27 protein-coding genes are annotated in these 26,949 nt (G+C 31.8%); 21 read left to right on the forward strand and 6 right to left on the reverse strand.

What is annotated here, in order from left to right; genetic code table 11:
- Positions 1-78: 78 nt before the first annotated feature.
- From GBO31_RS19225 to GBO31_RS19255, 7 genes are all read left to right on the forward strand, one after another.
- Entirely contained in the window at positions 79-1,782 is a 1,704-nt protein-coding gene (locus GBO31_RS19225; protein ID WP_219010095.1) for an alpha-amylase family glycosyl hydrolase, read from the forward strand.
- A 136-nt stretch (positions 1,783-1,918) separates the two neighbouring features.
- A complete protein-coding gene (locus GBO31_RS19230; protein WP_219010096.1) occupies positions 1,919-2,443 on the forward strand; it encodes a DoxX family protein in 525 nt (174 codons plus the stop codon).
- 13 nt (positions 2,444-2,456) lie between these two features.
- Positions 2,457-3,338: a GIN domain-containing protein gene (locus GBO31_RS19235; protein ID WP_219010097.1), complete on the forward strand. Its 882-nt coding sequence runs from the start codon at positions 2,457-2,459 to the stop codon at positions 3,336-3,338.
- Positions 3,339-3,701: 363 nt separating this feature from the next.
- Positions 3,702-4,067 (forward strand): hypothetical protein, encoded by a 366-nt coding sequence (locus tag GBO31_RS19240; protein WP_219010098.1) that lies wholly within the window; start codon positions 3,702-3,704, stop codon positions 4,065-4,067.
- A 201-nt stretch (positions 4,068-4,268) separates the two neighbouring features.
- Positions 4,269-4,886: a YqaA family protein gene (locus tag GBO31_RS19245; protein ID WP_219010099.1), complete on the forward strand. Its 618-nt coding sequence runs from the start codon at positions 4,269-4,271 to the stop codon at positions 4,884-4,886.
- Between the two features lie 32 nt (positions 4,887-4,918).
- Positions 4,919-6,157 carry a mechanosensitive ion channel family protein gene (locus GBO31_RS19250; protein ID WP_219010100.1) on the forward strand — a complete coding sequence of 413 codons (1,239 nt, stop codon included), beginning with the start codon at positions 4,919-4,921 and terminating at the stop codon, positions 6,155-6,157.
- A gap of 65 nt (positions 6,158-6,222) precedes the next feature.
- A complete protein-coding gene (locus tag GBO31_RS19255; RefSeq protein WP_219010101.1) occupies positions 6,223-6,501 on the forward strand; it encodes a DUF3817 domain-containing protein in 279 nt (92 codons plus the stop codon).
- Here GBO31_RS19255 and GBO31_RS19260 read toward each other — a convergent pair.
- Together GBO31_RS19260 and GBO31_RS19265 are read right to left on the reverse strand one after the other, a co-directional pair.
- Positions 6,491-7,045, reverse strand: a complete 555-nt coding sequence (locus tag GBO31_RS19260; protein WP_219010102.1) for a hypothetical protein — start codon at positions 7,043-7,045, stop codon at positions 6,491-6,493. The genes GBO31_RS19255 and GBO31_RS19260 overlap by 11 nt on opposite strands.
- A 60-nt stretch (positions 7,046-7,105) precedes the next feature.
- On the reverse strand, positions 7,106-9,151 hold the full coding sequence (locus GBO31_RS19265; protein ID WP_219010103.1) for an HD family phosphohydrolase: 2,046 nt from the start codon (positions 9,149-9,151) through the stop codon (positions 7,106-7,108).
- A gap of 178 nt (positions 9,152-9,329) precedes the next feature.
- Between GBO31_RS19265 and GBO31_RS19270 the strand changes: the two genes are divergently transcribed.
- The 6 genes from GBO31_RS19270 to GBO31_RS19295 all read left to right on the forward strand — a co-directional run bounded on the left by GBO31_RS19270 (position 9,330) and on the right by GBO31_RS19295 (position 13,941).
- Entirely contained in the window at positions 9,330-10,508 is a 1,179-nt protein-coding gene (locus GBO31_RS19270) for an acetyl-CoA C-acyltransferase (RefSeq protein ID WP_219010104.1), read from the forward strand.
- 63 nt (positions 10,509-10,571) lie between these two features.
- Positions 10,572-11,321 carry a C40 family peptidase gene (locus GBO31_RS19275; RefSeq protein WP_219010105.1) on the forward strand — a complete coding sequence of 250 codons (750 nt, stop codon included), beginning with the start codon at positions 10,572-10,574 and terminating at the stop codon, positions 11,319-11,321.
- Between the two features lie 14 nt (positions 11,322-11,335).
- Complete coding sequence (locus GBO31_RS19280; RefSeq protein ID WP_219010106.1) at positions 11,336-11,863, forward strand: GNAT family N-acetyltransferase; 528 nt, start codon at positions 11,336-11,338, stop codon at positions 11,861-11,863.
- Between the two features lie 81 nt (positions 11,864-11,944).
- Positions 11,945-12,526: a TetR/AcrR family transcriptional regulator gene (locus tag GBO31_RS19285; protein ID WP_219010107.1), complete on the forward strand. Its 582-nt coding sequence runs from the start codon at positions 11,945-11,947 to the stop codon at positions 12,524-12,526.
- Positions 12,527-12,581: 55 nt separating this feature from the next.
- Positions 12,582-13,169 carry an FMN-dependent NADH-azoreductase gene (locus GBO31_RS19290; protein ID WP_219010108.1) on the forward strand — a complete coding sequence of 196 codons (588 nt, stop codon included), beginning with the start codon at positions 12,582-12,584 and terminating at the stop codon, positions 13,167-13,169.
- Positions 13,170-13,191: 22 nt separating this feature from the next.
- Positions 13,192-13,941 carry an SDR family NAD(P)-dependent oxidoreductase gene (locus GBO31_RS19295; RefSeq protein ID WP_219010109.1) on the forward strand — a complete coding sequence of 250 codons (750 nt, stop codon included), beginning with the start codon at positions 13,192-13,194 and terminating at the stop codon, positions 13,939-13,941.
- A 133-nt stretch (positions 13,942-14,074) separates the two neighbouring features.
- Here GBO31_RS19295 and GBO31_RS19300 read toward each other — a convergent pair whose 3' ends face one another.
- Positions 14,075-15,205, reverse strand: a complete 1,131-nt coding sequence (locus tag GBO31_RS19300) for a T9SS type A sorting domain-containing protein (RefSeq protein WP_219010110.1) — start codon at positions 15,203-15,205, stop codon at positions 14,075-14,077.
- Positions 15,206-15,417: 212 nt separating this feature from the next.
- Here GBO31_RS19300 and GBO31_RS19305 point away from each other — a divergent pair, with 212 nt between their 5' ends.
- Both GBO31_RS19305 and GBO31_RS19310 read left to right on the forward strand, forming a co-directional pair.
- The gene (locus GBO31_RS19305) at positions 15,418-16,179 is read left to right on the forward strand and encodes a LytR/AlgR family response regulator transcription factor (protein ID WP_219010111.1); all 762 of its coding nucleotides are present in this window, start codon (positions 15,418-15,420) and stop codon (positions 16,177-16,179) included.
- Positions 16,180-17,259 (forward strand): sensor histidine kinase, encoded by a 1,080-nt coding sequence (locus GBO31_RS19310; protein WP_219010112.1) that lies wholly within the window; start codon positions 16,180-16,182, stop codon positions 17,257-17,259. It abuts the gene before it with no gap.
- Between the two features lie 26 nt (positions 17,260-17,285).
- On the opposite strand, the gene GBO31_RS19315 is transcribed toward GBO31_RS19310, so the two are convergent.
- From GBO31_RS19315 to GBO31_RS19325, 3 genes are all read right to left on the reverse strand, one after another.
- A complete protein-coding gene (locus GBO31_RS19315) occupies positions 17,286-19,517 on the reverse strand; it encodes a DUF5916 domain-containing protein (RefSeq protein ID WP_219010113.1) in 2,232 nt (743 codons plus the stop codon).
- A 123-nt stretch (positions 19,518-19,640) separates the two neighbouring features.
- Positions 19,641-20,630, reverse strand: a complete 990-nt coding sequence (locus GBO31_RS19320) for a type I glyceraldehyde-3-phosphate dehydrogenase (RefSeq protein WP_219010114.1) — start codon at positions 20,628-20,630, stop codon at positions 19,641-19,643.
- 79 nt (positions 20,631-20,709) lie between these two features.
- The gene (locus GBO31_RS19325; RefSeq protein ID WP_219010115.1) at positions 20,710-21,387 is read right to left on the reverse strand and encodes a DUF2461 domain-containing protein; all 678 of its coding nucleotides are present in this window, start codon (positions 21,385-21,387) and stop codon (positions 20,710-20,712) included.
- Positions 21,388-21,577: 190 nt separating this feature from the next.
- Between GBO31_RS19325 and epsC the strand changes: the two genes are divergently transcribed.
- The 6 genes from epsC to GBO31_RS19355 form a co-directional block, all read left to right on the forward strand.
- Positions 21,578-22,369 (forward strand): serine O-acetyltransferase EpsC, encoded by a 792-nt coding sequence (gene epsC / locus GBO31_RS19330; protein WP_219010116.1) that lies wholly within the window; start codon positions 21,578-21,580, stop codon positions 22,367-22,369.
- Positions 22,369-23,253: a cysteine synthase CysM gene (cysM, locus tag GBO31_RS19335; protein WP_219010117.1), complete on the forward strand. Its 885-nt coding sequence runs from the start codon at positions 22,369-22,371 to the stop codon at positions 23,251-23,253. Before epsC ends, cysM begins: the two co-directional genes overlap by 1 nt.
- 162 nt (positions 23,254-23,415) lie before the next feature.
- Positions 23,416-25,404: a type I pullulanase gene (gene pulA, locus GBO31_RS19340; protein WP_219010118.1), complete on the forward strand. Its 1,989-nt coding sequence runs from the start codon at positions 23,416-23,418 to the stop codon at positions 25,402-25,404.
- A 38-nt stretch (positions 25,405-25,442) separates the two neighbouring features.
- The gene (locus GBO31_RS19345; RefSeq protein WP_219010119.1) at positions 25,443-25,868 is read left to right on the forward strand and encodes a DUF2262 domain-containing protein; all 426 of its coding nucleotides are present in this window, start codon (positions 25,443-25,445) and stop codon (positions 25,866-25,868) included.
- A 165-nt stretch (positions 25,869-26,033) separates the two neighbouring features.
- Complete coding sequence (locus tag GBO31_RS19350) at positions 26,034-26,405, forward strand: VOC family protein (RefSeq protein WP_219010120.1); 372 nt, start codon at positions 26,034-26,036, stop codon at positions 26,403-26,405.
- A 70-nt stretch (positions 26,406-26,475) separates the two neighbouring features.
- A partial coding sequence (locus GBO31_RS19355) for a DEAD/DEAH box helicase (protein WP_219010121.1) occupies positions 26,476-26,949 on the forward strand: 474 nt, incomplete at its 3' end.

Genomic DNA, 26,949 nt, shown 5'->3' on the forward strand with positions numbered 1-26,949 from the left:
TCTTAAATTCTTATGTATTATTATTTCAAAACTTCTTAATCAAACCAAAAGCAATTTTTGAAATACAAAAACTAACACATGAAACACTTATTAATAACTACACTACTAGTTTGTATGAGTTTATTAATTTCTTGTAAAAAGGAAACTCAAACAACATCAGAAAAAACAGAAATTACAGAAGCAGAAAATACCGAATCTACCTCTAAAGGGGAAATACCTTTCATTTGGAATGCCGCTAATGTTTACTTTTTATTAGCAGATAGATTCAATAATGGAGATACCAGTAACGATGAAGTTTTGGACAGAACTAAAGAAACAGCTGTTTTGAGAGGTTTTGAAGGAGGTGATATCAAAGGAATTATACAAAAGATTGAAGAGGGATACTTCACGAATTTGGGAATAAACGCACTTTGGATAAATCCATTGGTAGAACAAATACATGATAGTGTTGATGAAGGAACAGGAAATACCTATGCTTTCCATGGATATTGGGCCAAAGATTGGACCACAATTGACCCAAATTTTGGTACGTATGAAGATCTTAAAAAATTAGTAGAAGTTGCACATCAAAATGGAATTAGAATTCTAATGGATGTAGTGATTAATCATACAGGACCTGTCACTGAAAAAGACCCTGTGTGGTCAGGTGATTGGGTACGTACTGGACCTCAATGTAGCTATAAAGATTATGAAACTGCGGTAAAATGTACGCTAGTTGCAAATTTACCAGATGTAAAGACAGAAAGTGATGATGAGGTAAAACTTCCTCAACCTTTATTAGATAAGTGGAAAGAAGAAGGACGTTTAGAAAGCGAAATGGATGAATTAGAAATCTTTTTTGCTAAAACTGGGCTTAAAAAGACTCCAAAAAATTACATTATTAAATGGCTCACTGATTATGTAAGAGAACTTGGAATCGATGGATATCGAGTAGACACTGTAAAACATGTAGAAGAAGGAGTTTGGGCTGTTTTAGCAGAACAAGCAAAACTTGCTTTTACAGAATGGAAAAAGAACAATCCTGATAAAGTATTAGATAATAATGAATTCTATGTACTAGGAGAATTATACGGATATGGAATCGATGGTAAGCGTTTTTATGATTTTGGTGATCGTAAAGTTGATTATTACGCAAATGGATTTGATAACCTGATCAACTTTCAGTTTAAGTATGATGCAAAAAAATTAGATTACGAAAAATTGTATAGCAAATATAGTGCTGCACTGCATACAGGACTCATTGGTAAAAGTGTTATGAACTATATTAGTTCTCATGATGACGGAGATCCATTTGATAAAGAACGCAATAAAACTTTCGAATCGGCAACCAAATTATTATTAACTCCTGGAATTTCTCAAGTATATTATGGAGATGAGACTGCAAGATCCTTAATTATTGAGGGAACTCAGGGAGATGCTACCTTAAGGTCAAAAATGAACTGGGAAGATCTTGAAAAAGAAGAAACTAAATTACTATTGGAGCATTGGCAGAAATTAGGAAAATTTAGAAAGAATCATCCTGCAATTGGAGCTGGAAAGCATAAAATGATTAGTGAAACTCCTTATGTTTTTTCTCGTACATACAATAAAAACAATGTTTTGGATAAAGTTGTCATAAGTTTAAATCAGCGAAAAGGAACAAAAACTATTAAAGTAGATACCATTTTTAAGGATGGAACTGCTGTAATTGACACGTATTCTGGAACAGAAACTACTGTTAAAGATGGAAGTGTAACCATAAAGTCGGATTATGAAATAATATTGCTAGAACCTTCAAAATAAGGTTTTTACAAAACAGACTCACTTTAATAGGACGGCTCAAATTATAATTTGAGCCGTCCTATTTTGTTTTGGGGCGCAGTAACCAGAAACGATTCAGACATTTGAATCATCAAACAATCTAAAAATCGTTTCAGTTATGAAAAATGTAATCAAAAAAATTATTCAACCCATTACAATGAACCATTGGTCTGCAGATTTACTATTTGCTTTTCCAAGAATCGTATGCGGTTATTTTTTAGCAGTAAATTTTGGAGGAAGTAAATTTGGAGTTCCTTGGAGCCCTGAAGGTTCACCAGATCTAGGTTTCTTAGAAGTTGTTGAGTGGTTTCCAAAAGACATTGCAGAATATGGAGGTATTTTTGCTATGTTCCCAGTATTTTTTGCATGGATGGGTGCTGCCAGTGAAGCTATTGGAGGCGTATTTCTTGCACTTGGTTTTAAAACGAGAGTAGCATCTTTCTTTATCCTATGTACCATGCTAGTAGCCATTATCTTTCAAAAATGGGATCAAGGACTTTGGGGAATGTTACCCGCAATGGGATTCTTATGGATCAGTATTTACAATCTTATTCTAGGTTCTGGAAGATTTGGTATTGATTATTTACTTACAAAAAAGTGGACATTAAAAATAAATAAAGGTCTAACAAAAAGTTTCATTTAAAGAACATATCATCATGAAAAATATAATACATCTAATTATCCTATTAATAGGATTAACAGGAATAGCGCAAATAAGAGGAAATAAGGAAATTGTAACAAAAACTTACAACGTTAAAAAAATTTCGAATATAAAGATCAACTTTTACGCACAAGTAATCATTGATCAATCCAAAGACGAAAGTATAACGATAACTACAGATGCTAACTTATTAGATTATATAGATAAAGAAGTAGTTGATGGAACCTTGTATCTAGATCAAAAAGAATGGATTTCACCTTCAGAAAATGCAAAAATAGTAATCGGAGCACCTAATATCAAAAGAGTAGAAAGCGGAACACATGATACTACAAGAATCATTAATCTGAATAATGATTATATCCAAATTGTGGCGCCTATAGGCAAAATTTTTCTTGAAGGAAAGACAAAAGAACTTCGTATTGGGGCCGAAATGGCTTCTATTGATGCCTCTGGTTTAGTAGCAGAAACAGCACGTATAGATATATGGAGTCGTGGAAGTGCAAAAGTGCGAGTTACGGAAGAATTAACTACAAAACTTGACAAAAACGCCAACTTAGAAGTCTTAAATACTCCTAAAAAAATAAAGGGAGATGTAAAACGAATAGCCACAAAGACTAAGAAAAATAACAAGTCAAACGCTAAATTTATAAAGTTTAAGATCAAAAACAACTCATTATCAAGAAACCATTTCTTTGTGATAGGCCCAAAACCAGATGGATCCAAATTTAGTTATGGTTTCCCAATGATGCCTCAAGCGATAAGAAAAGAAAATTGGACCACAGGAACTAAAGTATACAAAGTTAGTACGTTAGGTAAACGAAAATTATTGATTACGATTAAACCAGAAGATGAAAATACTACAGTAGCGTTATTTTAAAAATTCCCTAAAAAGAACTTACCTCCTGTATTCAAGGAGGTAAGTGTTGGGGAAAACAAAAAAAGTAAGGGAAAAATTGTAATTGGAATACTTTTCAAAGATAAAGAGGATTAAGGAATTTTGGTTACGGTTTAACCTCAAACTTTAGCCGGAATACAAGCATTAGTTAAAATCAGTCTAAATAAAGACTTACATATCAGTATTTTATGGGGAAAATTCCTCTAAATATTAATTCTATATTTTTTTGAATTTATTTTTTAACACTAAAAAATAAATTTATTGTTTTAAAAGATTTTAAAGAAGTATATAAAGAGTTAAATTTGCCGAAATCATTTTTTTAAAACCCTACTAATTTTATAATCCTTGGAAAATAAAAAGGCACTCAAATTAATTGATAAAATTCTGGCGGATATTGAAACATCTGGAATAAATACTGACACCTTAATAGAAGATCTTAAAAGTTTACGATCCTTTGCACTAGAACAACAAGTTCCTCTAGTGGTAAAAGTATTAAGACTAACTTATGAGCACTTGGAAGAAAATGATAGTTTCTTAATACCTATACCTGATGATGATCCAATTGAAGATGCAGAAATTACACAAGAGAAAAATGAGGAAGTTGATCCAATAGAAAGCCTGATGTATTTAATTTCGTTGCTTAAAGACCTTAAGAACAAAATGAATTTAATGGATTTATCAGATTATAGAGATGCATTAAATGCCTATTAATCGATTTTCTTTAAAAATATGTACAAAAGACCTTGACAAAATCAAGGTCTTTTTTTTATCTATCTCGAACAATAAGGCCCGAATTAAATAGTTAGTTAGTTTTATGTAATGATATGAATGACTTGACGACAAATTTTATGATTTTATAAACTATAAAATTTGATTTAAATATTACTTTTGTTGCCTTGTGGAAAAATTGTTATGAAAATGAATCCCAGATCTGTCAAAAAAACGAGATTGCAATTATTGCATCAATATTATAGCTATACAGGATTTTATAAATTTTTAGGAACTAGTCTTAAAAAAGCATTACCTCCTATCCTACTTTTCATTGCAGGATTATTAGTTATTAATTATTTTGTTATTAATATTAATGATCTATTGCTTTATGTGACTGAAAATTATTCAGATTACATCGTATTTAGTGTCTTTTTTGCTTCTGAATCACTTTTAGGACTTATTCCACCAGAGATTTTTATTGCTTGGAGTGATAAAGCATCAAGTCCTATTTTGTATTTATCCATCTTAGCGTTACTTTCTTACTTAGGTGGTGTTATTTCCTACTATATAGGAAAAGCGATAACTAAAATACCTTCTGTACATGATTATCTAGAAGTAAAAATGGCAAAACACATTAAAAACACCAGAAAATGGGGCGGATTTTTAATTGTTGTTGGAGCACTACTACCTATTCCATTTTCTATAACAAGTATAGCTGCAGGGATGATACGATATTCTTTTATTAGCTATTTATTATTTGGATTACTTCGTTTTGTAAGATTTTATTTATACGCTTTAGCTATTTTTAATTTAGTTTAAAATTTTATTGCTACCTGTATTACTTTTGTATAATGCGAGATCTGACTAGATATTTTTATAAGCTTTTAGTTTCTAAAGGTGTTTCTAAAGAGATTGCAGAGTATCTAAATGTAATAATAGGCGTTGTTGTATTATTGATAGTAGTCTTTGCACTTGATAGAGTTATTCGAAAAGTATTACTGAACTTGTTTAGAAAATATGCTTCTAAATCAAGAAATACCTTCGATGATTATTTAGTTAAAAACAAGACTTTCGATTACCTGTCTCATATTATACCCTTATCTATAAGTATTTGGGTGATACCTCAATTATTTATTGCATTTCCAATTGCCGAAAGTTATTTGGAAATTTTATTTGATATTCTGGTGATCAGTTTAACCATTTGGATAGTCAGAAGTATTTTAAGAACGTTTCGTGATTTTTTAAAATCTTTAGCTTCCTTTAAAGACAAGCCTATTGATAGCTATGTTCAGGTTTTCATGATCATTGTATGGGCGATAGGAAGTATATTTCTATTTTCTTCTATTACCGGAAAATCAATATGGACATTTTTAACTGCTCTTGGAGCCATGTCTGCAGTGATTCTCTTAATTTTTAAAGACACTATTCTTGGTTTTGTTGCAAGTATACAAGTCGCGGTAAATGATACTGTACGAATAGGAGATTGGATCACTATGGATAAATATGGAGCTGATGGGGATGTTATAGAAATTAACTTATCCTCGGTAAAAGTCCAAAATTTTGATAAAACAATTACTACCATACCTACCTATCACTTAACTTCAGAATCGTTTAGGAATTGGCGTGGAATGATGGACTCAGGTGGTAGAAGAATCAAGAGAGCCATACTCATTAAGGCGTCAAGCATTAAATTCTTATCAGATACAGATGTAAATAAGCTTAAAAAAATTGCTTTAATAGAAGATTATATCACCGAATTACAAGCAATAATTAAAGATCACAACACTAAAAATCAAGCAAATAAAGAATTTTTAATAAACGGGCGTAATCTATCGAATATGGGAGTATTTAGACAATATGTGGAGTCGTACTTAAAAAATCATCCCTATATAAATAATGAAATGACCATAATGAGCAGACAGTTAGCTCCAACTGCTCATGGAACTCCTCTTGAAATTTATGCGTTTAGTAATGATAAAGAATGGAAAAACTATGAAAAAATAGTTGCAGATATCTTTGATCATTTACTTTCTGCAATTCCATATTTTAATTTAGCGGTTTTCGAATTGGATTTTCCTCGTAAAAATTGATTTTTTTCACGGTTTGAAGTCTTTTGAACCTTACATTTGCAACTTACAATCATAAGACAAAGCATATGACGATTATTTTCAAGCTTATAAGTTACTTAGAAGGAATTTCATACTTACTTATCTTGTTTGTAACCATGCCATTAAAATACTTATTTGCATCTCCAGAGCCTAATAAAGTAATTGGTATGGCGCATGGTGTATTATTTCTTTTATACATCGTTTTTGCTATTCTTATGAAATATGAAAAAAAATGGAATAACAAAACTCTATTTATAGTTCTTTTATGTTCTATAATTCCTTTCGGAACATTTTGGATGGATAAAAAATACCTTTCTAAAAATTAACGGTTCCATTAAAATCTCCCTCAAATTTGCTGTGTAGATTTATTACCGAATGAAATCCGTTAGCGCTTGGTTGTAAAGATAAACTACCATCTCGTAAAAGTATGGGTTGTCGATTAAGTAATACTTCAACAATTCGATTTTTATCCAAACAATCGCAAGAACCGTAACTATGATAGTTATAATCTTGTGCGTTAACTGTTATCAATAAAATCTCTAATATATCTCCAGAATCTAATGAATAGATAACACGTTCTTCTCGGCTATCATAAGACTCTAATTGAGCATTAGAAACCTGATATATCAATCTACCGTATGGACCATTTTGATTTTGGATTTCTCCAAAAGAGACATTTTCGTAAACAGGTATTCTTCTAGGTTGAGAAATTACTTCTGGATTAGGTTTTTGGTCTACAATTACAACTTCAGGAAGTGGTAGATCTATACTGACATCGATGGAAACTCCACCTCCAATTCGAATTTGATTATAGGATTTATTTGCTAATACTGAACAAAAAATGATTACTAAATAATAGTTGGTTTTCATAGTACCTAAGTTTGATGATTTGTGAGGTACTTTAACAATCAAATAACATACCAAAATAACTTAYTCTGGATATTCAATTCTTAGGTGGTAAATATTCGTAAGCTTTCTTTTAAATACCTTTTTTACTTGCTGAATTTCTTTAAAAGTAATATTGGCATTTAAAAACTGTCCATCATCCATTTGTTTATTAATTATTTTTTCAACAAATGAATCAATAAGGCTACTAGTTGGATTTTTTAAACTCTTGGAAGCTGCCTCTACACTATCACTCATCATCAAAATAGCAGTTTCTTTTGAAAATGGTTTAGGGCCAGGATATTGAAAATCTTCAATATTAACATTTTCATTGATTTCCTTCGCCTTCATATAAAAATAATATACAGTACTCGTACCATGATGTGTTCTTATAAAATCAATTACACGATCGGGCAAGTTATACTTCTTTGCAATTTCGATACCTCTGATCACATGATTGATAATAATTTTAGCACTTTCCTTCGGAGATAAAACATCGTGTGCATTTCCTGAAGCGGTTTGATTTTCTGTAAAATACGTTGGATTCGCCATTTTACCAATATCATGATACAAGGCGCCTACTCTAACTAGCATTACATTCGCTCCAATTTCATTTGCTGCAGCTTCTGCTATATTTGCTACGTTAAGAGAGTGATGAAATGTTCCAGGTGCTTTATCTGAAAGTTCTTTCAATAATGTAGAATTAGTATCACTCAATTCTAATAAAGAAACATCCGAAATTAATCCAAATAATTTTTCATAAGCATATATCAATGGATGTACAATCAGTGTAGCAAATCCACTAATTACAAACAAACCAATCGTAGTCCAATCTATATCACTTATACTTCCTTCTTGAATAATATGGAAAGCGATATAGGCAACAATATAAATCAACGTAATTTGACCAACGGTTATAAAAAGATTGGCTCTTTTATATGATTCCGAAATAGTTAATATAGTGACAATACCAGCTATAATCTGCAAAAATGTATACTCATAACTATTAGGTACAACAAAACCTAATATTAGTACAGTAACCACATGAGTAAAAAGCCCTAATCTTGAATCGAAAAAAGCTTTTAGAATTAAAGGAAGAATACATAACGGTACTATATAAATGTAATCTGATTTATATTTTACTACCAAGGTAGTTATCAATACCATCAATAGAATATTAAAGGCGATAAAAGTTACCTGCGTATTATTATCAAAAATATCTCTGCGATATTTTCTGATAAATAGTAATAACATCAATAATGCTAAGGATACTAAAATACCATATCCAAATACAATCCAATAAAAGTTTTTATCACTCCAAACCTGTGATTCATATTCTGCTTTTAGTGAAGTTAATATTTGCAACCTGTTTCCTTCTACTACTTCTCCTTTAGCAATAATTCTGCTGCCTTTAGAAACACTTCCTCTGGTACTAAGCACTTGTGCTAGCTCATTTTCTAAGGTGCTTTCTGTCAATTTTTGATTAAGTGATACATTGGGTTTTACTAAATCATAAAACAATGCAACAAAGCCGCTTTTAAACTTAACATATTCACTTTTTTCAATTCTAGTATTGATAAGTGCTGTTACAGAACTTGGAGTTAATATCTGTCCAAATGTAATTGCTTCCGCTTTATTACCTTTATTCAAGAATATTTGTCGCTTATTTTCATAACTATAAGACTCTTGCAACACACCATATCTGTAAATATCATTCAAAAGTATTCTACCAAATAATTTCGCTTGTTTTCCAGAACTACTTTGATCTAATGTTTCTAGATTACTTTTAAAAGCTGCATCATATGTATCTTTTGCAACATTTGAAATGATCGTATCATATTCAAAATAAGGAATATTATTATCTTCAATCCTTTTCTTTTCTGCGGTAATTTCCTCTTCGGTTTTTGCTATTGCAAAATCAAAAGGTGCATACAAGTTTTCATATTGCCATGGTTTTCCTTTCGTAAATTCATATTTAAACACTCCACCTTTAGGAAATAGATAAACAATAAGTGTTAGTGTACTTATGAATAAAAAACCTTTGTATAATAAAGATTGTTTTTTATAAAAATTGTTAAAAAATTTCTTCACTTTGATATTCGTATGGGTATCAAAAGTACTAAAAAATAAGTCAGTACGAAGTGAGATCTTAAAAGGGATGAATATATCCTTGATAACTTAGATTATCCGCTCAAAACTAAGCTATGTATATCCTTCAAAAATCCTTAAATTCGCAAAAAACAAACATAGATATATTAAATTCAATATAATGAGCAAAGACGTTGTAATAGTATCCGCAGCACGTACACCAATCGGTAGTTTTTTAGGAAGTTTATCAACAGTTCCAGCTACACAATTGGGATCCATAGCAATCAAAGGTGCATTAGACAAAATTAATCTAGACCCATCATTGGTACAAGAAGTTTTTATGGGTAATGTAGTACAAGCTGGAAATGGTCAAGCGCCAGCAAGGCAAGCTGCATTAGGAGCAGGAATAAGTGATAGTGTTCCTTGTACTACAGTAAACAAGGTATGTGCAAGTGGTATGAAAGCTGTTATGCACGCTGCACAAGCGATAGCATTAGGTGACGCTGATATTGTAGTAGCAGGTGGAATGGAAAATATGAGCTTAATTCCGCATTATGTTAGATTGAGAGCTGGACATAAATTTGGATCCCAAACACTAGAAGATGGAATGCAAAGAGATGGTTTAGTTGATGTATATGATCAAAACGCCATGGGAGTTTGCGCTGATCTATGTGCTACTGAGCATAATTTCAGCAGAGAAGATCAAGATGCTTTTGCTATTCAGTCGTATGAAAGATCTGCTAAAGCTTGGTCAGAAGGTAAATTTGCAAATGAAGTAGTTCCTGTGCCAGTGCCTCAACGTCGTGGAGAACCTGTAATGATTACTGAAGATGAAGAATATAAAAACGTAAAAATGGAAAAAATTCCAGCTTTACGACCTGCATTCACAAAAGATGGAACAGTAACTGCTGCTAATGCTTCTACTATTAATGATGGAGCTGGAGCAGTTGTTGTTATGAGTGCAGAAAAAGCAGCAGAGTTAGGCCTAAAACCTTTAGTGAAAATAAAAAGTTATGCAGATGCTGCACAGGAGCCAAAATGGTTTACTACAGCGCCTGCTAAAGCTTTACCAAAAGCTATTGATAAAGCAGGGATTAATCTAGATGATGTTGATTTCTTTGAATTTAATGAAGCTTTCTCGGTAGTAGGACTAGCAAATATGAAAATACTAGGATTAAATGATTCAAATACAAATGTAAACGGAGGTGCTGTTTCACTTGGTCATCCATTAGGTTGTTCAGGTGTTCGTATTTTAATTACTTTAATGAGTGTTTTAGAACAAAACGATGCAAAAATAGGAGCTGCTGCTATTTGTAATGGAGGTGGCGGTGCTTCTGCTATGGTAATCGAACGTGTTTAATCAACTGTTCACAAAAATTTTCTGATCTATTAAATGTCTAATATCTAGCTTTCAAGAGTACACATGTTATACGGTATTTGCAATCTTAGTATTGTACCTCTACGTTCTGAACCTAATGATCCTAGTGAAATGGTTTCACAGGTGCTATACGGAGAACATTTTAAAGTTTTAGAAAAACGAAAAAAATGGAGTCGAATACGTTTGGCTTTTGATAGTTATGAAGGTTGGATTGATAATAAACAGTACATAGAGATTACCGATCAAGAATATAAAGATTTTGATGCTAAATCTCTGGATGTGGCATCTGATTTAATAGATTTTGTAAGCTGTGAAGATAATCAATTGATGCCGATATCATTAGGTTCTTCTCTTAGTGCTTTAGACTTTTTTAATCATCAGTTTGATGGTAATAGAATACAAGAACAACAACCTAAAGAAAAACTTATAGAAACCGCTTATCTATTCTTAAATGCTCCTTATTTATGGGGAGGAAGAACAAATTTTGGAATTGATTGTAGTGGTTTTACTCAAATGGTATATAAGCTTAACGGATATCAGTTATTGAGAGATGCTTCTCTTCAAGCCACACAAGGAGATCCTTTAAGTTTTATTGAGGAAAGCGAGCCTGGTGATTTAGCATTTTTTGATAATGAAGAAGGTGCTATTACACACGTAGGCATTATTATGAAAGATAACTATATTATCCACGCGCATGGAAAAGTGCGCGTGGATCGTATAGATCACACAGGAATTTTTAACGGTGAAAAACGTTTATACACCCACAAGTTGAGAGTTATAAAGAGAATCATCTAGTTAGCATTTTTTATATGGAATCTAAGGAGTTATATTTTGAAAGAGTTCTTCCTAAAGATACCTATGAATTGCTGGAAATTGGGAAAACCACTTTTTATGATGCTTTTGGACCTCCTTTAAATACAGAAGAAAATATCCAAAAGTATCTTGATCAAAATTTCACTCTTAATAAAATTACTGAAGAAATTCTACATCCTGAATCCCAATTCTTCTTTATTACATATCAAAATGACATAGTAGGCTATATCAAATTAAATTTTGGTTCTGCACAAACCGAAATTAAAGATAGTAATGCTGTGGAAGTTGAACGAATATATATAAGAAAGGCTTTTCAAAGCATGGGATTTGGCCAAGCTGTATTTAATTGGATTATAGAAGTTGCCAAAAAAGATAAGATGGATTTTATTTGGTTAGGTGTTTGGAATGAAAACATAAGAGCCATAAAATTCTACAAAAAGAATGGCTTTATTCCCTTTGACACACATTCTTTTATGCTAGGTTCAGAAAAGCAAAAAGATATTATGATGAAGCTCAATTTATAAACCAAAATAAAAACTTTAATATTTTTATAACAAACTGTATTTAAATATTTTTTAAATTTGAAACGTTCATTTCAATAAATTATGCCTAAAGTAGAAACCTTTGATAGATTAAACGTTTTATGTAATGCCACTCAGGTGTTTCATAAAAAGGGGTATAATGGTACATCTATGCAAGATTTAGTTGATGCGACAGGTTTAAATCGATCTAGCATTTATAATTCATTTGGTAGTAAACTTGGAATTTTCATGGAAGTACTTTTTCATTATCAGAAAAATGGGAAAAAGGAAATGGGAAAGGAAATTGTACAAACTCAAAACTCCTTTGATACACTGCGATCTATTTTTAACATGTATGTAAAAGATATTATTGAAGACGAAGATCGTAAAGGTTGTTTGATCGTTAATTGTAAATCCGAAATGGTAAATCAAGAACCATTAATTAAGTCATTTATGGAACAAAATCAGGAACAAATGATGGCGTTACTAGAAGATGTTGTACACAATGGTCAAATGGAAAAGATTATTAACGAAGATCAGACTGCCACACAATACGCTTTATATCTATATTCATCTATCCAAGGATTAAGAATGACTGGTATTTTGAATACTAATAAAGAAGAACTTGAAAATTTAATAGATACTATATTATCTGTACTTAAATAATTTTTTTTTTAATCAAATATGAAACGATCGTTTCAAATGAATAAAAACCTATAAAATGAAAACATTATTAAGAATCGACAGTAGTCCAAGAAAACAAACATCCATTAGCAGACAGTTAGCTGATGTATTACAGGAAAAACTTCAAAAATCAGAACAATTTAACATTCAAAACCGTGATGTTTACTATGATGAACTTGTACAACTGGGTAATGAAGATAGCGTAACAGCTTATTTTACACCTGAAGATCAACAAACTGAAGCTCAACAAAAAGCAGTCGCTCCTTCAAATATTCTAGCTACAGAGTTTTCAAAAGCTGATACTTATATATTCTCTGTTCCTATGTACAATTTTGGAGTATCTGCTGGATTAAAAGTATATATCGATCTTATCTCCAGAGCAGGGATTAGCTTCAAATATACAGAAAACGGTCCTGTTGGACTTTTAGAAACCAAAAAGGCATATGTCATTATAACAACGGGTGGAACAAAACTTGGAACAGCCGTAGATCATGTTACTGGATATATGACTACATTCTTAAATTTTGTTGGAATCACAGATATAGAGTTCATTAATTCTGATCAAATAATGGCAGATGCTGAACAAGTAATTGCAAAAGCAACAGAAACTATTAATAATATATAATCATAAAAACAAAACTAAAAAAATGAGCAAATTAGAAAATAAGGTTGCCGTAATTACAGGAGCTAATAGCGGCATAGGATTAGCCACTGCAAAATTATACTTACAAGAAGGAGCTAAAGTAGTAGTATCTGGTAGACGACAAGAAGCATTAGATGAAGTAGCCAAAGAACTGGAAGGTGATTTCATCACAGTGAAAGCAGATGTTTCAAAAGCTGAAGATAATAAACATCTTATTGAAGAAGCTACTAGCAAATATGGTAAAATAGACATTCTTTTTCTGAATGCTGGGATCGCTCCTCCTGCTCCTGCAACAGATGTTACCGAAGATCATTATAATGAGATATTCGATATCAATGTAAAAGGACCTATAATCGCTGCAAAAGAAGCGTTACCCCATATTAATGATGGAGGTACTATTTTATTTACCAATTCAATAGTGCATCAAAAAGGGTTTGAAGGATATGGAATATATTCTGCTTCTAAAGGTGCTTTACGAGCATATCAAAGAGTACTTACATCTGAGGTAAAATCTAGAGGCATTCGAGTAAACGCAATCGCTCCTGGACCTATTGAAACTCCTATTTATGGTAAAATGGGATTATCAGAAGATGTGATAGAAGAAATAGGGAAAAGTTTTGCTGAGCAAGTACCTTTAGGAAGATTTGGAACTTCTGAAGAAATTGCAAAATCAGCTTTATTTCTAGCTTCAGAAGATGCTTCTTATATAAATGGTGTAGAGTTAGAAGTTGATGGTGGATTAAGTCAGATTTAATCTGTAATAATGTTTTAGTAAATGGAAAAGGTTGATTTCAAAAGAATCAACCTTTTTGCTTGATAACCGTATCAAAGAATTCTAATTCGTAATAACAATCTTTTACGAAACAAATTATATACTCAATATTATTTTAGTTTTTTATAAAAATTTTACTTCTCTTATCTCCATTCTTCTCAACTTTTAAAATATATCCTCCTTTTCTAAAGCCTTCTAAATTTATTTGAGTTTTAAACGCTCCTTTCTCTATAAATTCTTGGCTTTCAAAAATCAAATCCCCCTTTAAAAGACTATAAATCATAATATTTATACTTCCTTCATTTTTTGAAGTAATTTTTAGATTAAGAATATCTTTAACAGGGTTTCGTAATATTTCCAAAGCAAAACTACGATAAGGAAAATAAGGTTTCTTTGATATCTTTCTTATGTTTCCAATTCCACTAAGTTCAGAAACATATAGTGCAGTTCCTGTCCTATTCGCCACAATTCCAGCCGGATAAGAAAAAGTAGCTTTGGTAATATCTCCATCCATAGCTCCGTTACTACTGCCTGCGAAAATGGAAACATCATCAATTTCTCTGGGATTAATTTCATAAATTTTATGTTCTCCATAAACAGTCCCAAAAAGCGAACCATTTGCGTATGTAATAAAACCTAAAAAAGGAAAATCTGTTCCAGAATCTGGAACCGTAGCAATATATTCTAACTCTTCACTTCTAGGATTTAATTTATATATTTTTCGATCATTAAAATTACCTATATATAAAGCTCCTCTTCGATCAAAAGCTAAACCTACTGGTGCATTAAGCGGTTCTCCTTTATACAATACCTTAACCGTTCCGTCGGATAATAACTCATTGATTCCATTATTACGTACATCAGTATAAATAATAGAATTTCTAAACCTTGACTGAATCATTCCAGAAGGTATACCATCTACTGGAAAACTTTGTATCAGGTTTCCTTCTTTATCGTACTTATGAATCATAGAAGCACTAAATTCTGCAATAAAAAGATTCCCTTGACGATCAAAAGCTAGTCCATTAGGATTTGCCAATCCGGATACAAATACACTCACTTCTCCCGACCGCGTTATTTTATAGACAGAATCCCCAAAAAAATTGGATCCGAACAAATTACCTCTAGAATCCAAAACTAATGCATCGTCTACAACTGCATCTGGTGAATCTAAAACTGTAGTTACCTCTTGAGCATAAACAACTGATGATACTATGATGAATATTAAAACATAAAGTTTTATCATTTTTTTACTTTTAAATTAATGAAGTGTTAAGATGATTTTGAATTTAAAATTATTTGTTTTTACGATATGCTTATATCATTTTGAAGCAGATTACAGTTTTTTTGAAGTGAATACCCCATATTTTGATGTGAATACAATTAATAAGCAATTGACATATATTTTTTGTCTAAATTGTTCAATAATCAAATAGTGAACATGAATATATTTAAGAAATGAAAATTTCAGCATTAATCATTGATGATGAACCTTTAGCAAGAAACTTAATAAATAATTTACTAAGAACGGAGTCCGCGATTGATGTTGTTGGTACATGTAAAACTGGGAAGGAAGCAATTTTAATGATTGACACATTAAAACCAAATCTTATTTTTTTAGATATAAAGTTAAAAGATATGAATGGTTTTGATATTCTAGAAAGAATTTCAGTAAAAACACCTATGATAATATTTGTAACGGCTTTTGATTCGTACGCATTAAAAGCATTTAATTTTTTTGCTTTTGATTATTTATTAAAACCCTTTAACGAAGAGCGGTTTTATTTATCTGTTAATAAAGCGATTGAAGCTCTTAATAAAAAAGACACTTCCCAACTCCAAAAAAAGGTAAATAACCTAATGCACTATATCCGTGTTGCAGACAAAAACCCGACCAAAAAACTTCCTATTCCATTAAGAAACAGAACTATATTTATACCTCTAAATGATATTATGTATATAACTGCGTCTAACTATTATGCTGAAATATATACTGAAAACAAAAAATATCTCCTTAGGGAATCTCTGCAAAATTTACTTAAAATTTTAAATCCGGAATATTTTATAAGAATCCATCGATCTACAATTATTAATGTTGATTTTATGAAGGAACTTATAAATTCTGGTTATGGAGCAATCGATGTTAAAATGAAAGACAGTAATCAGTTTAAGATTAGCAAGAGTTATAAAAAAGATTTTTTAATCAAAATGGGAGTATAATTGGGAAAATTAATAGATAAAAAACTATTCTTGATCCTTATGGGATATGTCAGTGCATACAAAACAGTGACGATACTCCAAGAATTAACTCTAAATTATCTTGAAAATAAGGTTCATAAAAATATTGAATGGTTTAGTATAATTATTCAACAATTAATTCCCACTGCGGTTACAATTACTCCTATCGTTTTTATTATTCTTGTGGTAACCAAAATCATGATTAATCGAAACTATAAGTGGTTATATATCATTATCATCCATTTTACGTTATCGTGGGTTTACGGCTTACTTGTTACGTTATCAGGCGTAGTCTATTTAACAATTACTGAAGGTGGAACTATTGCCTTTTCTAAAAGCGAAATTATATCTCAATTGGTATATTCATCAAGTCGTGATTTTCTAGGATATGTAGGTTTTGTAAGTATAATCTATTCCTATTATTACATTAATAGAACCATAAAAATAGAGATTCAGAAAGCACAACTATCAGAGCAACTTATTAATATCAAAATGGAGGCATTAAAATCTCAACTAAATCCTCATTTTCTATTTAATACATTAAACAGTATTTCTGCTTTAATAATAGAAGATCAAAAAAAGGCTCAAGATATGATCGCTTATTTAGGAGATTTATTAAGGGAAGTTTTAATTATTAAAAATGAAAATTTAATCCCTATTCATCAAGAAATATCAATACTAAATAAATATCTTGATATTATGAGAATACGGTTTTCTGACCATCTAAACATAGATATCGAAATTCAAGAAGATATCGAGAAGGTATTGATTCCAAGTATGATTATTCAACCCATTATTGAAAACTCTTTTAAACATGGATATTCTTATAATGTAGAAAATCTTAAAATAAAACTAAGTATCTCAAAAGAGGATGATAAATTACTAATTAATATTACTAATAACGGCGAGATTATAGCATGTACTACATCTTCAGGAATGGGAATTAAAAATATAAAAGATAGATTGCATACCCTTTACAATAAGAATTTTGATTTCATATTCAGAAATCTAAAAAATAATAATGGTGTAGAAACCATTATGAAAATACCTTTAGAATATTAAAATTTGACGCTATAAGATCAACTTTTTTATATATTCAGCCAATACGTGATTTTTAGAACTATTGACCTTGTTCTTATATCAAAAGCAAATCGGTCTGCAGGACTAGCATCATTTCCAGTAAAATAATTATCAGTATACACAAGTATCAGATCCGAAACTGGTGCAAATCTCCATTGAATTCTGGCATTTATATTTGTATTATCGCTTTGAGAGTTATATTGAACAAAAACAGAAGTAAATAAGCTCTTAGATAAGGTATAATCAATTCTTGGGCTTATAAGGTATGTTTCTCGGGTACCATCTAAATGAGGTAAGTCGAAAACATTCACGGCATAATTCAACGAGAAAAAACCTTTAGGCTGAAAGCGCACATTAAATCCTCCTCTAGTTCCATATCGCCATCCATTAAAGTACTCACCAATATATGGGCTTAAATTCCAACTAAATACTTTCCTTCTATCACTTCTATAATTTCCAGTAAAACTAACCCAGGAAAAATCCTGATCTCCATCTAATTGAGTTGAATCTGTACCGGTTGGATCAAAAGGATCAAAAAGATACACATAGCTATGATTTAAATTAAAACCAAAATTAGAGCGTTGTGTTAATTCACCACCCCAACCCACTGAGAAAAAATGATCCGTTTTACCGAACTCTGGTCTCCAAAAAACATCACCAGACACACTATAATTATGATTATTGAGTAAATCATTTTGAGGATAATATCGTAACTCGGCACTTGGTGTTATTCTGAAATAATTAGTTCTAGGCACAAAACCTACTTCTGCATTATAATCTTCATGTACGTACTCATGACGCCACAAAGCTCCAAACTTTCTTGTATTATAATTTAGAGTAGATCCTTGGGCAATAGCAAGATCTGTGTCTGGAGAAAACGTTCCATGTACGAAACTCTTCCCAAACCAAGTATTACTTTTTGTCGAATAATTATAATCGACTCCTACCATCCTATTGTATCTATTGATATCCAAGGTATCTAGATTTTCATCAAAGTCTATCGCTTGCTTGTTAACAGCAATAATTCCTAAATTAGAACGAACTCCTATTTTTCTTTGAGCAACTGCTACTCCAAAATTAGTTCCAGGAATCCCTTTTGCTTTGCTCGCTTCTGTTTGCATATTTAACAAACCAACTCGAGTTTTTGGATCTAGTTTTCCACTTATTCGAAGACCTCCGTAAATTCTATTCTGAACCAATTCGTCGGCAACTACATCTTGGGCAACTCCTATACGTCTGGAAAAAAAAGGATTGATATTAGAAAAACCGAACTGCCCAAAAAGATCTGCATTTTCTAAAAAGAATTGTCTTCTCTCAGGGAAAAAAATCTCGAAACGATCTAGATTTGTAATTTGTGTATCTACTTCAACCTGAGAGAAATCGGGGTTTACTGTCAAATCAAGATTTAAACCAGGCGTTAATCCTATCTTTGCATCACCTCCTAATTCAAAAATTTGATCTGTCGGTGTATTATCTTCATAATTTTTATTAAGTCCTGAAGACACAAAGGGAATCAAAGAAATAGCACTACTCTTTGTAGTCAGATCATCTTCCCAAATCATTTCTGCTGGATATGCTAATGTAAAAACCACTTGATTTCTTGGAGTCCCCGGATATACGCTTATTTCATTAGACTGTGTATCAAATCTATAAGAAGTAAAACCCCATTTTTTTGAAGGTGTTGGATATCGAAAGGTGCTGAATGGAATTGCCATTTCAGCGGTGTAATAGCCATCAAATTTTTTAGCATTACCTTTCCATCTATTATCCCAAGAAGTTGAAAAATCCTGAAAAACATTACCTCCATTACTAATAGTTCCTTCTCTTAAAACGCCTTCTGGATTAATTCCAAAATAAAATGCATTCGTCTGATCATCAAAAGTGTCGAATATTAAAGTGATGTTATCATTACCTCCTGCACGGTAATCACGTCTTAATGATTCTACTTTCCAATCATTTCCAGCTGCATAGCATTTAATACCAATATATAAGTTTTTTTGATCCGTACACATGTAGATTTCAGTCTGCGCAGCCGCTGGTAACGAATCATTCGGGAAGTATTGTGCAAAATCTTTTGCTGGAGTTAACTTTTTCCACACCGCTTCATTCAACATGCCATCTACAGTGATACTTTCATTAGTAGTTCCTACTATAAATGATCTCTTTTCTGAATTATTAACCGTTTGAGAAAAAGCTTGATGTATGAAAACAAAAAAGCATATACTAATCCAGAACCTCATAAAAGAAACTTTCGTATTAAATTTTTAACTTAAAGTCTCAAAAATATAATACGAAAGTTTAGTTTGTGTTAAAATTATTACAAACAAAAGGTTTAATATAATAGATAACCTCAAATTTCGATATTACAACTCTAATATCTGTCGTATCATCTGGTTTGTAAATCCCCATTCATTATCATACCAGATCATTATTTTTACCAAATCACCGTCAACTACTCTAGTCATAGAAGCATCCACTGTTGCTGCAAAAGGATTCATTTGAATATCTGAGGATACGATAGGTTCATAAGTAACATCTAGTACTTTTAGGTAGCGTTCGGTTTTAGCTTCTTTCTCAAGTATTTCATTGATTTCCTCTGCTGTTGTATTTCTTTCCGCAATAAATGTAACATCACTCACAGAACCAACAGGAACAGGAGTTCTAACAGCAATACCATCAAACTTACCTTCAAACTGTGGTAAAGCTTTCGTAGTAGCGATCGCAGCTCCAGTTGTAGTTGGTGTTAAATTTACTGCTCCTGCTCTACCCATTCGTGGATTCTTTTTAGATGGAGCATCAACTAATGTTTGTGATGCAGTGTAGGCATGTATGGTATTTAATATGGCTTTTTTAACTCCAATTGTTCTTCCTAATATCTCTACCACAGGACTAATATTATTAGTGGTACAACTTGCACAAGAGAAAATAGCTGTTTTTCCATCTTCTGTATTCACTCCATGCACTACAGTCGGTGTGTCTTTACTCTTAGTAGGACCTGAAATCACAACATTTGTCGCACCTGCTTTTATATGCTTTTCAGCATCTTCTCTGTTCGTAAAAAAACCTGTACTCTCAATAACAACATCGATATTGTTTTCTTTCCAAGGAAGTAGTTCAGGATCTCTTTGATTAAAATATTTAATTTTCTTACCGGCGATTGATAAATTATCTCCTTCTACGCTTACTTCTTTATCATAAATACCATATACGCTATCATATTTTAATAAATATTGTGCATTTTCTATAGACATCAAGTCATTAACAGCTACAACTTCTAATTCGGGTTCATCCATAATTACTTTTAGTGCAGCCCGCCCGATTCGTCCAAACCCATTTATTGCTATTCTCTTCATTTTAAGATTTTTTTGTTGATTTATATTGTGGTTACAATTCAGTTATAATTGTCGTTCTTACTACACAAAAATTACATCATTAGTCTAACAAGGATACTCCATTTAGATCTGTTGTTAAAACATCACTCATGTAATCAAAATAAGGTCTTAATAGTTTATAATGATCAACAAGGTTTTCTAAAAAGTTTGGTGCAAAAACTTCCTTATCGGTAAAGTTTTTAACAACAAAAAAGGATTTGTTCTTTATCAAATCTATTGCCGGATGATCTTTACTAAAACCTTTTGGGGCAGTTTTTACCTGATAATCTGTATTGAAACCTCCAAAAGCTTTTTTAAATTCTGAATTGGATAGAATCTCACGAATTTCCTGATCATCCATTTCAAATTCCTTTCTTATTCTAAGTAAATCTTTAGGTTCTGGCCCAAAAAAACCTCCTGCCATTTGAGAATTTCCAGGCTCCAATCTTAAGTAATATCCTCCTCTTCTATGCGCACCAGCACGACTAAAACTCACACTTCTATGTACATTATAAGGAGTTTTATCTTTACTAAATCGAATATCACGATTGATCCTAAAAACCTTAGTCTTTTCTATTTCATCATCTTCATTTAATTTTTCTACAATAGCTGCATAAAATGCTTTTAATTCTTTTTCATTGGACTGATAACGCTTTTTGTGTTCTTGCATCCAATCTCTATGATTATTCTTTTTTAAATCTTTAAGAAATTCGAAAGCTGATTTTGGAATAGTACTCATATATATGGTTTGGTTTTTAAAATTACTAAATTCTATAAGCAGTCTCTAAGTTTAACGTAATTTTATGTATTAATCGGAATTTTTGGTAGCAGTTGTTATAATTCCCTAAAAAATGTAAGTATTTACACATAAATAAGACTGCTCTATTTCTTTATTCTATATATTTACTAGACTTTTCAAAAGAGGTACGATGACTAAAGAAAAAGATCAAATCATAGCGAAGATTGTGGAGCAAAAAAAGAATCCTAATCTAAAGCTACAGTTAAAAGAAAGAACAGAGTATTTTACCAATCTTCTTTTCTATACTTTATTCGATTCTGACACAGAAGTAGAAAAGAATATAGATATCCTTGAAAAAACATTCGAGGAGTTAGTTGATCTTGCCTGTTGGGAAACTGAAAAGCCATGTAGCAAAATTTGGCAATCCTATTTAGAAAAACTTCCGGAGATACTCCAAAAATTAAATAAGGATGCAGATTCATTTATGAAAAGTGATCCAGCAGCTAATTCTATAGAGGAAGTATATTTAGCTTATCCTGGATTTTATGCTATTGCTATCTATAGATTAAGTCATGAACTTTTAAAATTTGGATTGCCTCTAATTCCAAGGTTAATGACGGAATATTCGCATAGACTTACAGGAACAGATATCAATCCTGGTGCTGAAATTGGAGAATCTTTCTTCATTGATCATGCAACAGGTATTGTAATTGGTGAAACTGCTATCATAAAAGATAATGTAAAAATCTATCAAGGAGTTACTTTAGGAGGTTTATATGTGGATCGAAAGTTACGTAATGTAAAGCGACATCCAACGGTAGAAAACAATGTAACTATATATGCTAATGCCACTATTTTGGGTGGCAGTACAATTATTGGTGCTAATAGTACCATCGGTGGGAATGCCTGGATCACATCCTCAGTTCCAGAAAACTCGGTTATATCAAACACTTCAGAAATAAAGATTAAAAAAGTTATTTAATGTCTCATAGCATTTTAGACCTTATAGGAAATACACCTTTGGTAAAGGCAACTTCCTTAATAAAAAATCCAAATATTACATTATATCTAAAATTAGAAGGTCACAATCCTGGCGGAAGTGTTAAAGATCGTGCTGCTTATAATATGATCAAGTCTGCTCTTGAACGTGGAGATATTGATCAATCTTCAAAACTTATAGAAGCAACTAGTGGAAACACAGGGATTGCCCTTGCAATGATCGCTGGTATCTTTAAGTTAGATATTGAATTGGTGATGCCAGAAAACTCAACCAAAGAACGTGTTCAAACCATGAGAGCTTATGGCGCTAAAGTAACTTTAACTTCTCAGGATGTAGGGATTGAAGGTGCTCGAGACTATGCTGAAGCTAAAGTGAAAAATGAAGGCTATATTATGCTAAATCAGTTCGCTAATGATGATAATTGGAAAGCACACTATAAAACGACAGGTCCCGAAATATGGAGAGATACCGACGGTAAAATAACGCATTTTGTATCCTCAATGGGAACTACAGGAACGATTATGGGAACTTCTACCTATTTAAAGGAACAGTCTAACTCTGTTCAAATTGTAGGAGTGCAACCAACTGACGAATCAAGAATTCCAGGAATCCGAAAATGGCCGAAAGAGTATCTTCCTAAAATTTTTAACCCATCAAAAGTGGATCAAGTAATTGAAGTAAGTCAAGATGAGGCTACAGAAATGGCCAAAAGACTTGCTAAAGAAGAAGGCGTATTTTCTGGAATGAGTAGTGGCGGTTCCGTTACTGCTGCTTTAAAACTTGCTGAAACTTTGGAAAGTGGTGTATTAGTAGCTATCATCTGTGATCGTGGTGATCGATACTTAAGTTCAGATTTATTTTCATAATATATAGCTCTTAATTCCTATAACAACCATTTAACCAATTAACAACCATTTAACCAATTAACAACCATCTACAGTTGGAATGATATAAATAATATCAATCTAATTTTTTAAATAAGATTAGTACTGATGATCGTTCTTTCTCTAGAAAAACAACACCAGTCAATGAAACGTATATTTCTTTATCTTTTTGTTATATCTTGTAGTATCTCATGTACGGAAAAACATATCACCTATACCAGTTTTAAGGAGTATCCTACTCCAACAGATGCGAATCTTTGGGTAAATTACACCAAAGAGGCTACTACCTTTAAAATTTGGTCTCCCATTGCGCAAAAGGTGCAATTACATTTATTCACAAGTGGAAATGATGGAAATCCTATAGAAACCATATCCTTAAAACAAGATGTAGAGAAAGGAATATGGAGTACTCAAATTAACAAAGATCTTCATGGTACATATTATACCTATCAGATAATGATAGATGGTAATTGGTTGGAAGAAACACCAGGAATTTATGCAACTGCTACTGGCGTGAATGGTAAAAGAGGCATGGTATTAGATTTTGAAACCACGAATCCAAAAGGATGGAATCAGGATAAAGGACTAGCAATAAAAAATCCTAACGAAGCGATTATTTATGAATTGCATATTAGAGATATGACGATTCATCCGCAATCTGGATCCAGTAAACCTGGGAAGTATCTAGGACTAGTAGAAGAAGGAACAAAAGGTCCTGAGAATGTAAGTACCGCTATTGATCATTTAAAAGAATTAGGAATTACCCATGTTCACCTTTTACCCACCTATGACCACTACTCTATCGATGAAACAAAATTAGATACTCCACAATTTAATTGGGGATACGATCCTCAAAATTATAATGTTCCTGAAGGATCTTTTTCTTCAGATCCTTACAAAGCTGAAGTAAGAATCAAGGAATTTAAACAAATGGTGAAAGCTTTCCACGATAATGGAATTGGAGTGATTTTGGATGTTGTGTATAACCATACCGGCAGAACTGAAAATTCAAACTTTAATCTAGAACTTCCGGGTTATTATTACCGTCAATGGGAAGATGGTAAATTTTCTGATGCTTCAGCTTGTGGAAACGAAACAGCCTCTGATCGTATTATGATGCGAAAATTTATAACAGAGTCTGTAGCATTTTGGGCAAAAGAATATCATTTAGATGGTTTTCGTTTTGATTTGATGGGAATACATGATATTGAGACGATGAATAAAGTTACAGAAACTGTACATTCTATAAACCCTAATATTTTTATTTATGGTGAAGGTTGGACAGCAGGAGATTCTCCTTTACCAATAGAAAAAAGAGCGTTAAAAAAGAATACTTTAGAAATGCCAAAAGTTTCTGCTTTTAGTGATGACCTTAGAGATGGATTAAAAGGATCCGTTTTTGAAGAAAAAAGTACCGGCTTTGTTAGTGGAGCCAAAAACGCTGAAGAATCTGTAAAAATGGGTATTGTAGGATCTATAAATCATCCACAAGTAACCTATGACAAAGTAAATTATTCGAAAGCTCCATGGACTAATGAACCTTGGCAATCAGTTTCTTACGTTTCTTGTCATGATAATCATACTGTTTTTGATAAACTCAAAATCTCCAGAGAAGATGCAACGGAAGATGAATTGATTGCTATGCAAAAACTTACGAACGCTATTGTTATGACCTCTCAGGGAATTGCTTTTATGCATGCAGGATCAGAAATGTTACGCACCAAAAATGGAGAACATAATTCATACAATCTATCAGATAGTATTAACCAGATCGATTGGAATTGGAAAAGTAAAAATGTTGATGTCGTAAACTATTATAAAAATCTAATACAATTACGAAAAGAACATCCAGCATTTAGAATGGGAGATGCTAACGAAGTACGAGAAAAACTAAAATTTATCAAAGACACCAAAGGATTGATTAGCTATCAAATCAGTAATCATGCTAATGGAGACAAGTGGAAAAACATTTATGTGATCTACAATGCTAAACCTGAAAGTCTTACCTATATGCTAGAAGGATTTTGGCGTATCGCAGTTTTGGGTGATCATTTTGATTTTGAAGGCAAAGAAATGATGAAAAACTCTATTTCTATTCCACCATTATCCATGGCGATTTTATTTGAGGAGTAAGACGCCTAATATGCATCAGTAACGATTCAAGAAACATAATGGAAATAACAAAAGATATTCTAGAAAAAGATGTAAATATTGAAGGTGCTCATAAAGCAACGGTAGAACTTAAAGGTAGAAAAATTGAATTGCGGTTGGATCCTGATGATGTATCAATAGAAGAAACCCTATCATTAGCTAACAGATTACTAAATAATTTTGAACTCTACGAAAAAAAGGCAACAGATACTATTGTCAAAAGTTTTTTAGATAATTATAATGAAAATTGGGCAGACGATGAAGATGGATTTCCGCAATTAGATGAAAAAGCATTTAGAAATAATTTAGAGTTAAAAGGTATTAATCTCTTATCAAAAGATTCTATTGATATATTTTATAGTGAAAATGGAATGTTTGGAAATCACTCCTTAATTGCTCAATCATTCGACGGAGAAAATTTTGATGATGCAACCATGTATGGCTAGAAAAACATTGATTGAGAAAATATAAAACTTTATCAAACTGATTTAATATAGACTTCTACATACGAATTAACTATTGATTAAAGGCATTGAAGTTTATAGTAAGTATCCAATTAGTTCAGCTAAAATTTCTTTACATTTATAACATAACAACAAAACCATACACAAATGAAATTAGGTGCTTTTTCAATAAGTTTAAGTGTAAAAGACATTAATGTTTCTAAAGAATTCTATGAAAATTTAGGATTTGAGGTTTTCGCAGGAAGTCTGGAAAACAATTATCTTATCATGAAAAATGAAACTACATTAATCGGTCTTTTTCAGAGAATGTTCGAAAATAATATTATCACCTTTAATCCAGGTTGGGATCACACTGCAACTACACTTGAAAATTATGACGATGTTAGAGAAATTCAAAAATATCTAAAAAGTAAGGGAATACAATTACAAAAAGAAGCAGATGAAAATTCGAAAGGCCCTGCAAGTGTTGTATTAACAGATCCTGATGGAAATAACATTTTATTAGATCAACACGTTTAGGTGGTACAAATTTTAATAAATCTCGGATTAGAAACTTTGCCTTTAGTCTCTTTTTCCTTTCTTTGCATCTATGCCAGAAAAAGAACTAATTTTCACAACACTCAAAGAGTATTTTGGGTATGACAGCTTTCGACCATTACAGGAAGATATTATAAATTCTATATTTTCTGGTAAGGATAACATGGTGGTGATGCCTACTGGTGGTGGAAAATCCATATGTTATCAATTACCTGCTCTTTTATTACCTGGAATTACACTAGTAATTTCCCCGTTAATTGCATTGATGAAAGATCAGGTTGATGGATTATTAGCAAATGGTATAAAAGCCGCTTATGTAAACAGCAGTCAGGATGAAGCTGAACAACAAGAAATCTATCAAAAACTTCAGCACAAACAAATTCAATTGTTATATGTAGCTCCAGAAAGTTTGAGCTTTATAGACAATCTTCTTACTCAGTTAGAAATTAGTCTGATAGCCATAGATGAGGCACATTGTATTTCAGCTTGGGGACATGATTTTAGACCTGCTTATACGCAATTAGGC

Source organism: Aquimarina litoralis (assembly GCF_019295435.1).
GTDB classification, from domain to species: domain Bacteria; phylum Bacteroidota; class Bacteroidia; order Flavobacteriales; family Flavobacteriaceae; genus Aquimarina; species Aquimarina litoralis_A.

Bases quoted from the DNA above. Each gene is read 5' to 3' on its own strand.
- GBO31_RS19225 (WP_219010095.1), top strand. From the start codon at position 79: ATGAAACACTTATTAATAACTACACTACTAGTTTGTATGAGTTTATTA.
- GBO31_RS19230 (WP_219010096.1), top strand. From the start codon at position 1,919: ATGAAAAATGTAATCAAAAAAATTATTCAACCCATTACAATGAACCAT.
- GBO31_RS19235 (WP_219010097.1), top strand. From the start codon at position 2,457: ATGAAAAATATAATACATCTAATTATCCTATTAATAGGATTAACAGGA.
- GBO31_RS19245 (WP_219010099.1), top strand. From the start codon at position 4,269: ATGAAAATGAATCCCAGATCTGTCAAAAAAACGAGATTGCAATTATTG.
- GBO31_RS19250 (WP_219010100.1), top strand. From the start codon at position 4,919: ATGCGAGATCTGACTAGATATTTTTATAAGCTTTTAGTTTCTAAAGGT.
- GBO31_RS19255 (WP_219010101.1), top strand. From the start codon at position 6,223: ATGACGATTATTTTCAAGCTTATAAGTTACTTAGAAGGAATTTCATAC.
- GBO31_RS19260 (WP_219010102.1), bottom strand. From the start codon at position 7,045: ATGAAAACCAACTATTATTTAGTAATCATTTTTTGTTCAGTATTAGCA.
- GBO31_RS19270 (WP_219010104.1), top strand. From the start codon at position 9,330: ATGAGCAAAGACGTTGTAATAGTATCCGCAGCACGTACACCAATCGGT.
- GBO31_RS19275 (WP_219010105.1), top strand. From the start codon at position 10,572: ATGTTATACGGTATTTGCAATCTTAGTATTGTACCTCTACGTTCTGAA.
- GBO31_RS19280 (WP_219010106.1), top strand. From the start codon at position 11,336: ATGGAATCTAAGGAGTTATATTTTGAAAGAGTTCTTCCTAAAGATACC.
- GBO31_RS19285 (WP_219010107.1), top strand. From the start codon at position 11,945: ATGCCTAAAGTAGAAACCTTTGATAGATTAAACGTTTTATGTAATGCC.
- GBO31_RS19290 (WP_219010108.1), top strand. From the start codon at position 12,582: ATGAAAACATTATTAAGAATCGACAGTAGTCCAAGAAAACAAACATCC.
- GBO31_RS19295 (WP_219010109.1), top strand. From the start codon at position 13,192: ATGAGCAAATTAGAAAATAAGGTTGCCGTAATTACAGGAGCTAATAGC.
- GBO31_RS19300 (WP_219010110.1), bottom strand. From the start codon at position 15,205: ATGATAAAACTTTATGTTTTAATATTCATCATAGTATCATCAGTTGTT.
- GBO31_RS19305 (WP_219010111.1), top strand. From the start codon at position 15,418: ATGAAAATTTCAGCATTAATCATTGATGATGAACCTTTAGCAAGAAAC.
- GBO31_RS19315 (WP_219010113.1), bottom strand. From the start codon at position 19,517: ATGAGGTTCTGGATTAGTATATGCTTTTTTGTTTTCATACATCAAGCT.
- GBO31_RS19320 (WP_219010114.1), bottom strand. From the start codon at position 20,630: ATGAAGAGAATAGCAATAAATGGGTTTGGACGAATCGGGCGGGCTGCA.
- GBO31_RS19325 (WP_219010115.1), bottom strand. From the start codon at position 21,387: ATGAGTACTATTCCAAAATCAGCTTTCGAATTTCTTAAAGATTTAAAA.
- epsC (WP_219010116.1), top strand. From the start codon at position 21,578: ATGACTAAAGAAAAAGATCAAATCATAGCGAAGATTGTGGAGCAAAAA.
- cysM (WP_219010117.1), top strand. From the start codon at position 22,369: ATGTCTCATAGCATTTTAGACCTTATAGGAAATACACCTTTGGTAAAG.
- pulA (WP_219010118.1), top strand. From the start codon at position 23,416: ATGAAACGTATATTTCTTTATCTTTTTGTTATATCTTGTAGTATCTCA.
- GBO31_RS19345 (WP_219010119.1), top strand. From the start codon at position 25,443: ATGGAAATAACAAAAGATATTCTAGAAAAAGATGTAAATATTGAAGGT.
- GBO31_RS19350 (WP_219010120.1), top strand. From the start codon at position 26,034: ATGAAATTAGGTGCTTTTTCAATAAGTTTAAGTGTAAAAGACATTAAT.